Here is a 14,456-nt window from a genome sequence, read left to right on the forward strand (position 1 = left end):
TTCCCTGGGTTCATGTGGTCAGCTCGATCCGCGTGTGGTCGCCGACCACGAGACGGTGGTCGCTGCGGCCGGGAGCGACGGTTGTGTAGCGCCCGATGAGCGAGCCGCGCAGGCCGCTGGCGGCCACGATGGAGGCGCCGTCGAGCACGATGGAGTCGGACAGGCGGGTGGAGCGCACCACGCAGTCGCGTCCGATGGAGGTGCCGGGCCCGATGTGGCTGTCCACGATCAGGGTGTCCGGGCCGATGATCGCCGGTCCCTCGACGACGGAGGCGACCACCCGCGCGCCGGGGCCGAGCACGACGTCGCCGCGTACCAGGCTGGCGGCGTCCACGTGGCCGGCGATGTCGCGGGAGAGCCGGGCCAGCAGCCGCCGGTTGCACTCCAGGACGTCCTCGACGCGGCCGGCGTCGCTCCAGTAGCCGCGGTAGAGGCTGGCCCGCACCTCCTGGCCGGAGGTCAGCAGCCACTGGACGGCGTCGGTGATCTCCAGCTCGCCCCGGCGTCCGGGGACGATGCGGTCCACCGCCTCGTGGACGGCGGGGGTGAAGAAGTAGACGCCGGTCATGACCAGGTCGCTGCGCGGATGTTCCGGCTTCTCCACCACCCGCAGCACCGCGCCGGTCTCGTCGGTCTCGACGACGCCGAACGGCCGGGGGTCGGCCACCCGGTGCACCACGATCTGGGCGGCCGGGCGCAACGCGTGGAACTCCTCGGCGATGGGGCCGATGCCGTCGGCCAGGACGCAGTCGCCGAGGTACATGACGAAGTCGTCGCCGCCGAGGAAGGGTCGCGCCAGCTTGACGCAGTGGGCCAGCCCAAGCGGGCGGAGCTGGCGGATGTAGGTGACGCGCGTCCCGAACCGCGAGCCGTCGCCGACGACCTCGGCGATCTGCGCCTCCCTGTCGCCGACCACGAGGCCGATCTCGGTCACGCCGAGCGCGCGCAGGCTCTCCAGCACGTGCTCCAGGACCGGTTTGTTGGCGATCGGGATGAGCTGCTTCGGCATGGAGTGGCTCAAGGGACGCATGCGGGTGCCCGACCCGCCGGACAGCACCAGAGCCTTCATGCTCGCCAGAATCCCAACGGCGGGCCCCCGCGGGCATCTCTGACAGTGCGGGATGACGGTGGGGGACGACAGGCGGGACGACGCGGGCCGGTGCGGGATGACGGCGCGGGGCGCCGCGGCGAGGTTCGGGCTACCCGATGCCCTCCACCAGCCCGGCGGCCGAGGACAGGTTGTCGCGCAGCCGCTGACCGGCCCGTTCGTCGACCGTGTCGGCCAGTTCGTGCACCCGCGACAGCGCCCGTTCGGCCGCGCTGGCGTCGCCGAGGGCGACCAGCACCTCGCTCAGCATCGTGAGCGTCTGCGCCTCGAACAGCGGCGCGCGCATCTGGCGGAACAGCGTGACCGCCTTGCGCAGGCGGCCGATCGCGTCGCCGGGCTCGTTCGTGGTGACGGCCAGCTCACCCAGCCCGGCCAGGGCGTGCGCCTCGGCCAGGCGATGGCGGGCGGTCTCGGCCACGGCCAGCGCCCGGCGCAGCAGGTCGCCGGCCTCGCGCAGGCGCCCCCTGCGCAGGTGGGCGATGCCGAGGCCGTGCAGGGCGAAGGACTCGCCGACGGTGTCGCCGATCTCCTCCACCAGCGTGAGCGCCTCCTCGAACGCGCCGGCCGCCAGCGCGAACTCCTCGGCCTGCAGATGCACCCGGCCCATCCGGTGCAGGATCTGGGAGATGATGCGCCGGCTGCCGCCGCTCTTGCCGCGGACCAGCGCCTCGGCCAGCATGATCTTGGCGTCGTCGATGTCGCCGCACTCCGACCGGATGGCGGCCAGGTTGTCCAGCGTGTGCGCGGCCGAGATCTGGTCGCCGATGTCGGTGAAGATGGCCAGCGACTGCTCCAGGTGCGTCGCGGCGGCTTCGAGCTGGCCGTTCATGCGTTCCAGGAACGCCAGGTTGCGCCGGGACCGGGCGATCTGCACCACGTTGCCGGTCTTCTCGAACAGCGTCAGGGCGGCCTCGAAGTCGCGTCTGGCCTCGCCGAAGCGCTGCTCGGTCTGGGCCAGCGTGCCGCGCACGCACAACATCTCGGCCTGGCCGCGCTCGTCTCCCGCCCGGCGGGCGGCCTCCAGGGCGATCTCCTGGATCTCGCGCCAGTCGTCGAGGTAGACGTGCAGCTCGAAGAAGGGCTCGGCGTTCATCGCGGTACGCCAGCACAGCTCCACGAACCCGGCCTGGGCGGCCTGGCGGATGCCGGCCAGCAGCACGTGGCGCTCGCGTTCGAACCAGCCGATCGGGTCGGCGACCAGCCGCTCGACCAGCTCGGCCGGGAGCGGCGAGTCGGTGCCGGGCCGCAGGTGGGGGCCGGCGGGCGGGCCGTACTCGCGGGTCCTGGCGGTCTCGGTGAGGCGGTGCAGCGCGTCGAGCACGCGGGCCAGCGCCGCGCTGCGCTCGGCGGGCGGCTCCTCGGCGGCCAGGCGCTCGTGGGCGTAGACGCGGATGAGGTCGTGGAAGCGGTACTGGACGTTGACGTTCCTGCCGACCCCGGCGACCTCGATGAGCTGGGCGTCGACCAGGTCGTCGAAGAGGTCCTGGGCGTCGGCCAGCGGCCGGTCGAGCAGGGCGGCGCCGGTCCAGGCGGAGAAGATGTGCGAGTGCAGGATGGCCAGCCGGCGGAACAGGCAGCGGGCCTGCTCGGTGAGCGCTTCGTAGGTGAGCGACAGGCTGGCCCTGATGCCCATGTCGCCGTGCTTGAGCTCGTCGAGCCGGCGGGCCTCGTCGCCGAGCCGGTCCACGAGCTGCTCCACGGCCCAGTGGGGGCGCGAGGCCAGACGGGCGCCGGCGATGCGCAGCGCGAGGGGCAGGAAGCAGCACAGCTCGGCCAGGGCGGCGGCCGACTCCGGCTCGGCCCGTACCCGCTCGGCCCCGGCGATGCGGGACAGCAGCTCGACGGACTGGGCGGCGTCGAAGAGGTCGACGTCCACGTGGGTGGCGCCGGCCAGCCCGCCGAGCCGGGTCCGGCTGGTGGTGATGACGGCCGAGGTCGGGCTGCCGGGTAACAGCGGCAGCACCTGGCTCTCGGCGGCGGCGTCGTCGAGCACGATCAGCATCCTGCGGTCGGCCAGCAGCATGCGGTACAGCTCGGCCCGCTCGGCGAGGGTGTCGGGCAGCGCCGTCCCCTGCACGCCGCAGGCCCGCAGGAACCGGTCGAGCACCTGCATCGGGTGGACCGGGCGGGAGACGCCGCCGTGCAGGTCGGCGAAGAGCTGGCCGTCGGGGAAGTGCGCGGCGACGCTGTGCGCGGCGTGCACGGCGATCGTGGTCTTGCCGATCCCGGCCCGCCCGGCGACCGCGATGACGGGCACGGCGAAGCGGCCGTCCCCGGCCAGGGGGACGGTCACCCGCTGCCTGATGACGTCGAGCTGGGCCTGCCGCCCGATGAAGTCGGCGATGTCGGAGGGGAGCATGCCGGGCACCGCGGGCGGACGGGCGGGCGGCTCGGCCGGGGCCGCGGCGGGCGGCGGCTGCGCCTCCAGGCTCTCGTCGGAGGTGAGGATGGCCGATTCGAGCTGCTGCAGCCGTTCGTTGGGCTCGATGCCCAGCTCCTCGACGATCACCCGCCGCGCGTCGCGGTAGACCTGGAGCGCCTCGGCCTGCCGTCCTGAACGGTAGAGGGCGACCATGAGCTGGGCGACCAGCCCCTCCCTGAGCGGGTGTTCCTGGACGAGCGCGGCCAGCTCGCCGACGAGCTCGTGGTGGCGGCCGAGGTCCAGTTCGAGCTGCACGCAGTCCTCGTTGACGGTGACGCGCTGCTCGGCGATCCCGCTGGCCAGCGCCTGCACGGCCCTGCTGTCGATGCCGTCGAAAGCCGGGCCGCGCCACAACGCCAGCGCCTCGCGGTAGTACTGGATGGCCTCGGGGAAGGAACGTCCGTCGCGAGCCTTGCGGGCCCGGCTCACAAGGCTCTCGAAACGGCGTGCGTCGATCGCGTCGGCGGGGGCGCGCAACATGTAGCCCTGCCGGGTGGTGACGATCATCTCGGGGTGGCCGTGGGCGCTGAACAGGCGCCTGAGCGCGGAGATGCAGATCTGCACCTGCGCACGCGACGTGGCCGGGGGGTCCTCGTCGTAGATCGCCTCGACGAGGCGGTCCAGAGTGACCGAGTGATTGGCGTTCAGGATCAGGACGGCGAGGACGATCTGCTGCCGTGCCCCGCCCAGATCGAGCTGTCTCTCGCTCGCAGTTACCTCGAGCGCACCCAACACGCGAAACTCCACCCGCATCCCCTCAAACAAATCATCGCCCTCGGTCAAAGATCTTTCCCGACGCGACCGGAATCCGGGCGTGATTGCCATGATGAGCGGCGTAACTGGTGCTTACCCCTCAAAAGTTTCTGCCATGGTTGGGTGGATGGTACAACGCCATTGGGTATGTGGCCAGTTTTGGAGCGTTTCAGGGTGATCCGTGTTGCCTGTCACCGTCAGCGCTGAAAGACGCCCTCGATCAGGCCCCACGGCCAGTCCATCGTGCCGTTGACGGTGTCGTGCTGGCCGGCGGACGGAACGGCGTGCGCGGGGGACGGCGCGGCGGCGATGGCGGCGAAGCCGGCCAGCGCGGCGAGCAGCAGGGCGATGGCGAGGCGGACGCGGGCGGTGATGGCGGTGGTCGCGGTCATTTCGATCTACCTCCGGGTGATTACCGCGGTCTTCGTTCGCGGCTTCGGAAATGACGCTCACACGGTGCGCAATTCGCGCTTTATCCATCTTCTTTTCACCGGCCATCAGCGCACGTTGGACGCTGTGCGCACCGATCCCCGCACCCGCCGGCGATAGCCGCGATAGCGCAAAATAAGGCGGGCGCCTCTTTTCGCCATCGGCGGCGATCGGACGGCGATAGCGCGGCGATAGCGGCCGGAGGTCCGGCGGATAGGCGGCGGCGCGAGCCTTGGGCGCGAGCCCGGGCGGCGCGACGTGTCGTCGTCCGGGTGGCCATGTGCGCGGACGGCCCGCGCGGACCACTCGGAGAGGTTCGATGGGAATAGCGGTGCAAGCCCAGGACGCGGTCTACGGCCGGGGTGCGGCTGACCTGCACGTCCGCCTGGACCATGACGCCGACGGGCAGTGGGTGCTCGAAGCCGAGACCCGTACGGACCAGGACGGGTCGGTCAGCGAGTGGGCCGACCGCCCGCTCGACCGCGGTCTGTACCGCATCGTGTTCGCCACCGACCCGTACTTCGTCGGGCTCGGGCTGCGGCCGGCGTATCCGGAGATCGTCGTCACCTTCCGCATGGTGGACGAGACCGCCGTGAACCACATCGTCGTGCTGATCTCGCCGCATTTCTCGACCGTCTATTTCGGATCGCTCAGCTGAGGGACAGTGAGGCCGGACATGAAGATCAGCCGCTATCGACCCTTCCCCCGGATGCCGCTCGGCGACCGCGCCTGGCCGGACGCCGCGCTCACCGCGCCGCCGCGCTGGTTGTCCACCGACCTGCGGGACGGCAACCAGGCGCTGCCCAGGCCCATGGACCCCGGCCGCAAGCTGGTGCTGTTCGACCTGCTGGTGGGCATGGGCTACAAGGAGATCGAGGTCGGCTTCCCGGCGGCGAGCCAGGACGACTACGACTTCGTCCGGCTGCTGGTCGAGCGCGACCGCATCCCGGACGACGTGTGCGTGACCGTGCTGACCCAGGCGCGCGACGAGCTGATCGAGCGCACGGTGGAGAGCGTGAGCGGGGCGCCCAGGGCGACGATCCACCTCTACAACGCGACCTCGCCGCTGGCGCGGCGGCTGGTGTTCGGGATGAACCGGGACGAGTGCAAGGACCTGGCCGTCCAGGGAACCCGATTGGTCATGAAATATGCCGATAAATTGCTCGAAGAGGGTGATGTTCGGTTTCAGTACTCGCCTGAGCATTTCCACGACACCGAGCCGGACTTCGCGCTGGAGGTCTGCGCGGCCGTCATGGACGTCTGGCAGCCGGGCCCCGACCGGCCGATCATCCTGAACTTCCCCACGACGGTCGAGCGCTCGACGCCCAACGTGTTCGCCGACCAGATCGAGTGGCTGCACCGCAACCTGCCGCACCGCGAGCACGTCTGCCTGTCGGTGCACACGCACAACGACCGCGGCACCGGGGTCGCGGCGACCGAGCTGGCGATGCTGGCCGGCGCCCAGCGCGTCGAGGGCTGCCTGTTCGGCAACGGCGAGCGGGCGGGCAACGTCTGCCTGGTCACGCTCGGCCTGAACCTGGCCACCCAGGGCGTCGACCCCGGCATCGACTTCTCCGATCTCGACCGGGTGCGGCGCGTCGTCGAGGAGTGCACCGGGCTCGCGGTGCCGCCGCGCCACCCGTACGGGGGCGACCTGGTGTTCACCGCCTTCTCCGGCGGGCACCAGGACGCGATCAAGAAGGCGTTCGACGCCATGGACCGGGAGGCGGCCCGTACCGGGAGCGATCCGGCGCGGCTGCCGTGGGAGGTGCCGTACCTGCCGGTGGACCCGCGGGACCTGGGGCGCACGTACGAGGCGGTCGTCCGGGTCACCAGCCAGTCGGGTAAGGCGGGCCCGGCGTACCTGCTGAACGCCCGGTACGGGATCACGCTGCCGCGCGGGCTGCAGATCGAGCTGGGCCGGGCCGTCCAGGCGATGGCGGAGGCCGGGCAGGGCGAGGTCGAGCCGGAACGGATCAGGCGGCTGTTCGAGCAGGAGTACCTGGCGCCCGGCGCCTCCCCCGGCGACCTGCCCGCCGACCTGCCCGCCGACCTGCCCGGCGACCTGCCCGGCGACCTGGCCGGGACGGTGGCCACGCTGCACGTCGACGGCGGCGCGTACGGTCAGGCCCGACCGGACACGGCGGCGGCGCTGCGCGCTGCGCTGGCGGCCGCCGGCGTCCGGGTCCGGGCCGTGCACCACCTCGACGGCGCGGCCGGCGCCGCCGGCGGCGAGGTGACCGTCTACGCCCGGTGCGGCCTCGACGGCGGCACGGCGTGGGGCGCCGGCGCCGCGCCCGACGCGGTCGCCGCGGCCCTGGCCGCCGTGGGCACCGCCGTGGCCCGCGCCCGCCGCGCGGGCCCGCCGCCCGCCGCCCCTGACTCGACCCCCGCCCCTGAGCTGCCCCTTCCCGAGCCCGGACGCCGGCGCGCGGCCAGGAACCGGCGGCTGATGGCGGGACGATAGAGATCGAATACCACCCCGGCCTAGCGTGAGCGCAACTCGACATGGGGGGAGACGGCCATGACTCTCATCGAACGGCAGGAGGAGATGTCCTGCCTGGAGTCGCTCGTCGCCAACGCCATCCTCGGCCGTGGACGGGTCGCACTGGTCAGCGGGCCCGCCGGGACGGGCAAGAGCGCGCTGCTGCGCGCGTTGTCCGAACAGGCCATAGAGCTGGGCGCGCTCGCGGTGACGGCGACAGGATCGCGCATGGAGCAGGACCTGCAGCTGGGCCTGCTCCGCCAGCTCATCCAGGACGCCCCCCTGGTCGAGGAGGAGCGCGAGCGCTCGGAGAAACTGCTGGCGGAGGGCGTGCGGACCGCGACCGCGGCGCACGCCGACGCCGAGCGGCTGCTCGACCCGCAGGTCGTGCACGCCCTCGTCACGGTGCTGCTCGACCTGTCCGAGCGCTGCCCGCTGGTGGTCGTCGTGGACGACGTGCACCACGCCGACCGCACCTCCCTGCTCTGCCTGGCCTACCTGGCGCGGCGGGTGCGCAACGCGCGGATCGTGGCGGTGTTCGCGCTCAACGACCGGCAGGGCACGGACGGTCCGCTGGAGACCGACCTGCTGCGGCTGCCGCACTGCCTGCGCCTGCAGCTCGCCCCGCTGTCGCGCAGGGGCGTGGCCACGCTGGTGGCGGGCCAGGTGGGGCTCAGCGCGACCGAGCGGTTCGCCGAGGAGTGGCACACGATCAGCGGCGGCAACCCGCTGCTGGCCGGCGAGCTGGCCGCCGACTACCGCCAGCACCTGCGGGCCGTGGAGGAGCCGCCGCGCGAGCTGGTCGTCGGCGACCGGTTCGTCCGGGCGGTCGAGACGTGCCTGCGGCGCAGCCACCCGCGTACCGTCCGGGTGGCGCAGGGCCTGGCCATCCTCGGCGAGGCCGACGGGCTGGCCGAGATGCTCGAACTGCCCGCGGTCGACGTCAGCAGGGAGCTGCTCACGATCGGCGCGACCGGCCTGCTGCGCGGCGGCGGCTACCGTCACGAGGCGGTGCGCTCGGCGGTGCTGGCCGGCATGGACCTGTCCGAGCGCAAGGAGCTGTACCGCCGCGCCGCCGAGCTGGCCTACACGCGCGGCGTGCGGCCCGGCGTGGTCGCCGACCGCCTGCTCCAGGCCGCCCGGGTCGAGGCGCCGTGGGTGGTGCCCACGCTGGAGGAGGCCGCGCTGGCCGCGCTGCGCAAGGGCGAGGTGGAGTCGGCGGTGGCCTACCTGAAGCTGGCCTGGCGCGAGTGCACCGACGAGCTCCAGCGCTCCAAGCTGATGACCATGCTCGTCCGCGCGGAGTGGCGGATCAACCCGGCCGCCCCCGCCGGGCACCTGGACCAGCTCACCGAGGCGCTGCAGAAGGGCAGCCTGCACGGCAGCGACGCCGTCGTGCTGGCCCGCGCGCTGCTGTGGCACGGCCGCTTCGAGGACGCCCGCGACGTGCTGGAGCAGCTCAACCAGGAGGCGTCGGCGTCCGACCACGCGACGCTGGCCGAGCTGGTCGTGGCGCAGCTCTGGCTGCGGGTGACCTGCCCGCCGCTGGCCGCCTACGTGGCCAACCCGCCGCGGGAGCACATCCTGGCCGGCATGGTGTCGGTCGCCGTCAACCGGCGGCTGGAGTCCACGCTCGCCCTGGCCGAGGTGCTCACCCACGGCCCCCGGGAGCACAACCTCGACGCCGTCGAGCGCATCCTGGAGGGCGAGCGGCTGGACGAGATGTCCCTGGACGTCGTGGAGAACTCGCTGCTCGCCCTCACCTACGCCGGCCGTTGCGAGCGCGCGGCGCCGCTGTGCGACCTGTTCGGCGACGAGGCGGCGGCCCGGCAGGCGCCGAGCCGCCGGGCCCGGCTGGCGGCCATCCGGGCCGAGATCGCGATCCGCCAGGGCGACATGCCCGCGGCCGAGCGGCACGCCCGCATCGCGCTGGACACGATCCCGATGAGCAGCTGGGGCGTGGCCATCGGCGGCCCGCTGGCCAGCCTGGTCATCGCGCTGACCGCGATGGGCCGGCACGAGGCCGTGCGCGACCCGCTGGACCGGCCGGTCGCCGAGGCCATGTTCCAGACCCGCTACGGCCTGCACTACCTGTACGCCCGCGGCCGCTACAACCTGGCCGGCGAGTCGTTCGTGGCGGCCCTGCACGACTTCCTGCGCTGCGGCGAGCTGGTGACGGCCTGGGGCCTGAACAACCCGGCGCTGATCCCCTGGCAGGCCGACGCGGCCGAGGCGTGCCTGCGGATGGGCCAGACCGAGGAGGCCAGAGAGCTGATCAAGGCCCACCTGGACGGCTGCGGCCCCGGCGCCTACCGGGGACGCGGCATCGGGATGCGGCTCAAGGCGGCCGTCTCCGAGCCGGCCCGCCGTCCGGCGCTGCTGCGCCAGGCGGTGGAGTACCTCCAGCTCGCCGGCGACCGGTACGAGCTGGCCAGGGCGCTGTTCGACCTGGTGGAGGCGTACGAGGCGCTGGGCGAGTTCCGGCGGGCCCGGACGGTGGCCGGACGGGCGACGGCGGCGGCCCTGGAGTGCGGGGCCGAGCCGATGATCGGCGCGCTCAGCCGGGCCGCGGACACGGACGGCGCGCCGTCCCCCCTGCCGGGTGACCTGATCGGCGTGCTGAGCGTCGGCGAGCGCCGGGTCGCCGCGCTGGCGGCGGCCGGTTACAGCAACCGCGAGATCGCGGCCAAGCTCTACATCACGATCAGCACCGTCGAGCAGCACCTGACCCGCACCTACCGCAAGCTGAACATCCGCCGCCGGGCCGACCTCCCGCTCGTGGTGGAGTTCGACGACCAGGCCCAGTCCTGACCGCCTGCCCCTGAACCCGGGGGCGCTCGGGCCGGCCCGGTCCGGCGCGACTTCCGCCGCCGGACCGGGCTCATCCGTGCTCATCCGTGCTCACCTGTGCTCCCCGTGGGCACCGGGCATGCAGGAAGTTGCGGCCGCGCGGGCCCGCGGGCGAGCGTCGAAGGCATGGAACTCACCGTGGTGCGGGGGCAGGCGACCCCCGAAGAACTCGAAGCGGTCGTCGCGGCGGTCTTCCGCCGCCTGGCCGAGGCGGCCGAGCGCGAGGCGTCGGCCTGGTCCGACCCGTCCGTCCTGGTGCGCACGCCGCTGCCCGGCGGCGGCGGCGACTGGCGGCTGGCGGCCTGGGCGAGCTGACCCGGGTCTTCACGGTACTGGAGGAGGAGCACACCATGTCGTCTCTGCTCGGTTCGCTGCGCCGGCTCGTGCTGGCGCCATCCCTGGCCGACGTGACCTTCGGCGCACGCGGCTTCCCCGTCGTCCCCTCGGCGCTCACCGGCCGCCTGGAGGCCATCCCGCAGGCCGTCGTGTGCGGCTTCGAGTGGGGCATCGACGTCCGCGACCAGTGGGAGATCGAGCGCCGGCTGTCCCTGGTGGACGTCGAGCAGCGCGGCTTCGCCTACGAGGGCGCGACGATGGCCTTCACCGTGCTGGACGCCATGGGCGGCGGGCGCGGGCGGCGTACCCGGGACCTGCTCATGGGTCCGGGTCAGCCGCACATCTTCCTGGCCTACATCGGCATCGGCTTCGCCATGGCCCGGCTGCCGCGGGTGTTGTGGAAGAAGGTGCTGCCGGACCTGGACGGCACCCCGTACCACCCGGTGATGAGCTGGCTGGCCGTGGACGGGTACGGCTTCGACCTGGCCTACTTCCACACCCGCCGGCACGTGGACGGGCAGCAGGTGCCGGCCCCCTACCCCTGGCAGGGCGACGCGGCCTACTTCCCGCGCGCCGTGGACCAGGGCGTCGGCCGGGCGTTGTGGTTCATTCACGGCGGCAGGCCGGCAGACGTGGCCGCGGCGGTGCGCGCGTTCGCCGCGGGGCGGCAGGCGGACCTGTGGAGCGGGGTCGGGCTGGCGGCCACGTTCGCCGGATGTGCGGCGGGCGCGGCGGCGGTGCTGCGCGAGGAGGCCGGGGAGCACCGGGGCGAGCTGGCCCAGGGCTCGGTCTTCGCGACCAAGGCCCGGCACTACTCGGGGTTCGTCCCGGAGCATTCGGCGGCCACGGGCGCGGTGCTGACGGGGCTCGACGTGGCCGGCGCGGTCGCGCTGGCCGACGACAGCGAAGTCGCCGCGGGCACGTCGGAACGCGTCCCGGATTACGAGCTGTGGCGCGGCAGGGTGCGCGCGCATTTCGCGGCGGAGGCCGAGATCCCGGCCCGCTGAGCGTTTCCCGGAATAAGCACGTCATTCGCTGTCGCACGCCCAAAAATGAGCCTCCGAGCTGAGCAAACCCGAAGTTGTCCGGCCACCGGGCGGCATGTGTCAATGAAATTGGATTGTTCGGGCTATAAGCGGCGGAGGCTCAATTGGCAAGCGCATTGCGGTCACTCAGACGCAGAATTCTGGTGCCGGACGTCGGCGAGACGAAAGTCGAAAAGCGCGGCTTCTGGGTGAAGAACGCGGCGTCCACTGAAATACTGGAGACGGTCGGCGAATACTTTCTCGCCGGTTACGCCCACGCCGTGGAGTCGCGCACCGTCGCCGAGGCCGAGGACCGGCTCGAAGAGGTGCCCGCCCGCTTCCGCGGCTTCGCCTACGAGGGCGCGGGCATGGGCTTCGCCATCCTCGACTGCATGACCTTCGGCGACCTGCGCCGGGTCAACGCCTTCCTCCAGGGACGCGGGCACCACCACAACTACATGGTCTACGTGGGGATCGGCTGGGCCATGGCCCGGCTCCCCCGCTTCCTGTGGCCCAAGCCCCGGCTGCTGGACCCGCTGCTGCTGTGGCTGGTCCACGACGGGTACGGCTTCCACCAGGCCTACTTCCACACCGACCGGTACGTGCACCAGCAGGTGCGCGAACCCCGCTTCTCCTGGCCGGCCGGCCAGGAGGACTACGCGGCCCACGCCCTCGACCAGGGCATCGGCCGCGCGCTGTGGTTCGTCGCCGGCACCAGCGCCGAGCGGGCGGTCACACTGCTCGAACGGTTCCCCGAGTCCCGCCACGCCGACCTCTACGCCGGCATCGGCCTGGCCGCCACCTACGCGGGCGGCGCCGACGAGGCCGAGCTGCGGTGGCTGCGCGAGCGCGCCGGAGCGCACCGGGGGCCGCTGGCCCAGGGCAGCGTGTTCGCCGCCGAGGCCAGGATCCGCGCCGGGCTGCTCTTCCCGCACACCGAGTCGGCCGTGGGCGTTCTCTGCGGCACCACGGCGGAGCAGGCGGCCGAGGTGAGCCGCGTGACCCGCCCCACCGCGACAGCACAGGACTCGCCGCCCGCCTATGAGGGGTGGCGCCGGCGCATCGCCGAGACGTTCGTCTTCCATGGAGGTGTTCCCTCGTGAGCTCGGTAGCCGCGTGGTTGCGCAAGCAGGCGGCGGGAGTCGCCGCACTCGCGCTGATGATCGCCGTCTTCGCGATCGGCCACCCGACCTTCGCCTCGGACGCGACCAAGGCCGAGATGGCCGGCGCGTACGGCTTCAAGTCCCTGGCGATCGCCATGCCGGGCGGCGGCCCGGCCAAGACCGTCCGCAAGGTGAACCAGGCCTACAAGCACATCGACGCCTGGATCTCCTCCGTGGGGGCCGCGATCGCGCTGAACGACCTCGACGGCAACGGCAGGGACGACGACCTGGTGATCGTGGACCCGCGTACCGACCAGGTGGTCGTCACCCCGGCGCCGGTCGAGGGCGGCGGCGAGCGGTACCGGCCGTTCGCGCTGTCGCTCGGCTCGCTGCCGGTCACCGACGCGATGGCGCCCATGGGCGCGGTGCCCGCCGACTACAACGACGACGGCCGGACGGACCTGCTGGTCTACTGGTGGGGCCGCACGCCCACGCTGCACCTGCAGCGGCCCACCGCGGCCCGGTTCGAGGCCGCCGCCTTCGACGCGGCCGAGCTGGTGCCCAACGCGGGCGGCGCGAAGTACACCGGCGAGCTGTGGAACAGCAACGTCGCGACCGTCGCCGACTTCGACGGTGACGGCAGGCAGGACATCTTCGTCGGCAACTACTTCCCCGACGGCAGCCCGATCCTCGACAGCCGCGTGGACGGCGGCGTGCAGATGAACCACTCGCTGTCCAAGGCCGTCAACGGCGGCCGGGACTACTTCTTCCGCGGCACCGGCAACGGCGGCTTCACCCGCCTGGACGGCGTGCTGCCGCCGGACGTCTCCACCGGCTGGGAGCTCGGCGCGACCAGCGCCGACCTGGACGGCGACGGCCTGCCCGAGCTGCTGCTGAACAACGACTTCGGGCCCGACCACCTGCTCTACAACACCTCCTCCCCCGGCACCATCAAGTTCTCCGCCACCACCGGGGTGCACGAGATCGGCGTGCCCAAGTCGAAGGTGCTCGGCGAGGACTCCTTCAAGGGCATGGGCTCGGACGCCGGCGACCTCAACCACGACGGCGTCCTGGACTTCTTCGTCAGCAACATCACCACCCCGTACGGCATCCAGGAGAGCAACTTCACGTTCCTGTCCACCGTCAAGACCCAGGCCGAGCTGCGCGAGAAGCTGCGGCAGGGCCAGGCGCCGTGGAAGGACCTCAGCGCCGAGCTGCGCACCGCCTGGTCCGGCTGGGGCTGGGACCCGAAGATCGAGGACTTCGACAACGACGGCGAGAACGAGATCGTCCAGGCGACCGGGTTCGTCAAGGGCGACGTCAACCGCTGGCCGCCGCTGCAGGAGCTGGCCGCCGCCAACGACGGCGTGACCAGCAACCCCAAGTCGTGGCCGAACGTCACCGAGGGCGCCGACATCGCCGGCGCGCAGACGCTGGCCTTCTTCGCCAAGGGCCCCGACGGCCGCTACGCCAACCTGTCGGAGCAGCTCGGCCTGGCCGTGCCCGTGCCGACGCGCGGCATCGCGACCGGGGACGTCAACGGCGACGGCCTGATCGACTTCGCGGTGGCCCGGCAGTGGGAGGCTCCCGCCTTCTACCTCAACACCAGCCGGTCGGCGGGCTCGTTCCTCGGGCTGCGCCTGCAGTACGACACCCCCTCCGCGGCCGGCCCGCTGCCCGCCGCCGGATCGCCGGTGATCGGCGCGACGGTGACCGCGACCACGCCCGACGGCCGCTCCTTCGTCGGCCGCGTGGACGGCGGCAGCGGCCACTCCGGCAAGCGCGCGCACGCGGTGCACATCGGCCTCGGCGCGAACGTCACCGGCCCCGTGCGGGTCAAGCTGAGCTGGCGCGACCGCGCCGGGCAGCGGCACCAGCAGGAGCTCACGCTCACCCCCGGCTGGCACACCCTCCAGCTCGGCTCGCAAGCGAAGGAGAAGTGACG

Annotated in this window: 10 protein-coding genes; 7 read left to right on the forward strand and 3 right to left on the reverse strand. The window is 72.7% G+C overall.

What is annotated here, in order from left to right:
* Positions 1–10: 10 nt before the first annotated feature.
* The 3 genes from ABZ444_RS37000 to ABZ444_RS37010 all read right to left on the reverse strand — a co-directional run bounded on the left by ABZ444_RS37000 (position 11) and on the right by ABZ444_RS37010 (position 4,675).
* Positions 11–1,069, reverse strand: coding sequence for a glucose-1-phosphate thymidylyltransferase (locus ABZ444_RS37000; protein ID WP_358007541.1), 1,059 nt, complete (start codon positions 1,067–1,069; stop codon positions 11–13).
* 130 nt (positions 1,070–1,199) lie between these two features.
* Positions 1,200–4,265 carry a BTAD domain-containing putative transcriptional regulator gene (locus ABZ444_RS37005; protein WP_358007544.1) on the reverse strand — a complete coding sequence of 1,022 codons (3,066 nt, stop codon included), beginning with the start codon at positions 4,263–4,265 and terminating at the stop codon, positions 1,200–1,202.
* 215 nt (positions 4,266–4,480) lie between these two features.
* Positions 4,481–4,675, reverse strand: a complete 195-nt coding sequence (locus tag ABZ444_RS37010) for a hypothetical protein (RefSeq protein WP_358007547.1) — start codon at positions 4,673–4,675, stop codon at positions 4,481–4,483.
* Positions 4,676–5,043: 368 nt separating this feature from the next.
* Here ABZ444_RS37010 and ABZ444_RS37015 point away from each other — a divergent pair, with 368 nt between their 5' ends.
* From ABZ444_RS37015 to ABZ444_RS37045, 7 genes are all read left to right on the forward strand, one after another.
* Positions 5,044–5,370 (forward strand): hydroxyisourate hydrolase, encoded by a 327-nt coding sequence (locus tag ABZ444_RS37015; protein WP_357982008.1) that lies wholly within the window; start codon positions 5,044–5,046, stop codon positions 5,368–5,370.
* An 18-nt stretch (positions 5,371–5,388) separates the two neighbouring features.
* The gene (locus ABZ444_RS37020) at positions 5,389–7,179 is read left to right on the forward strand and encodes a 2-isopropylmalate synthase (RefSeq protein WP_358007550.1); all 1,791 of its coding nucleotides are present in this window, start codon (positions 5,389–5,391) and stop codon (positions 7,177–7,179) included.
* Between the two features lie 57 nt (positions 7,180–7,236).
* Entirely contained in the window at positions 7,237–10,008 is a 2,772-nt protein-coding gene (locus ABZ444_RS37025) for an AAA family ATPase (RefSeq protein ID WP_358007553.1), read from the forward strand.
* 165 nt (positions 10,009–10,173) lie between these two features.
* A complete protein-coding gene (locus ABZ444_RS37030; RefSeq protein WP_358007556.1) occupies positions 10,174–10,362 on the forward strand; it encodes an acyl-CoA carboxylase epsilon subunit in 189 nt (62 codons plus the stop codon).
* 35 nt (positions 10,363–10,397) lie between these two features.
* The gene (locus ABZ444_RS37035) at positions 10,398–11,390 is read left to right on the forward strand and encodes a DUF1702 family protein (protein WP_358007559.1); all 993 of its coding nucleotides are present in this window, start codon (positions 10,398–10,400) and stop codon (positions 11,388–11,390) included.
* Between the two features lie 155 nt (positions 11,391–11,545).
* Positions 11,546–12,511: a DUF1702 family protein gene (locus ABZ444_RS37040; RefSeq protein WP_358007641.1), complete on the forward strand. Its 966-nt coding sequence runs from the start codon at positions 11,546–11,548 to the stop codon at positions 12,509–12,511.
* Complete coding sequence (locus tag ABZ444_RS37045; protein WP_358007562.1) at positions 12,508–14,454, forward strand: CRTAC1 family protein; 1,947 nt, start codon at positions 12,508–12,510, stop codon at positions 14,452–14,454. The genes ABZ444_RS37040 and ABZ444_RS37045 overlap by 4 nt, the downstream gene beginning before the upstream one ends.
* The last annotated feature ends 2 nt before the right edge of the window (positions 14,455–14,456 follow it).

It is taken from the genome of Nonomuraea sp. NPDC005730 (assembly GCF_040630865.1).
Lineage (GTDB): Bacteria > Actinomycetota > Actinomycetes > Streptosporangiales > Streptosporangiaceae > Nonomuraea.

Coding starts and splice junctions, on each gene's coding strand:
- ABZ444_RS37025 (WP_358007553.1), top strand. CDS start 7,237: ATGACTCTCATCGAACGGCAGGAGGAGATGTCCTGCCTGGAGTCGCTC.
- ABZ444_RS37035 (WP_358007559.1), top strand. CDS start 10,398: ATGTCGTCTCTGCTCGGTTCGCTGCGCCGGCTCGTGCTGGCGCCATCC.
- ABZ444_RS37020 (WP_358007550.1), top strand. CDS start 5,389: ATGAAGATCAGCCGCTATCGACCCTTCCCCCGGATGCCGCTCGGCGAC.
- ABZ444_RS37010 (WP_358007547.1), bottom strand. CDS start 4,675: ATGACCGCGACCACCGCCATCACCGCCCGCGTCCGCCTCGCCATCGCC.
- ABZ444_RS37030 (WP_358007556.1), top strand. CDS start 10,174: ATGGAACTCACCGTGGTGCGGGGGCAGGCGACCCCCGAAGAACTCGAA.
- ABZ444_RS37000 (WP_358007541.1), bottom strand. CDS start 1,069: ATGAAGGCTCTGGTGCTGTCCGGCGGGTCGGGCACCCGCATGCGTCCC.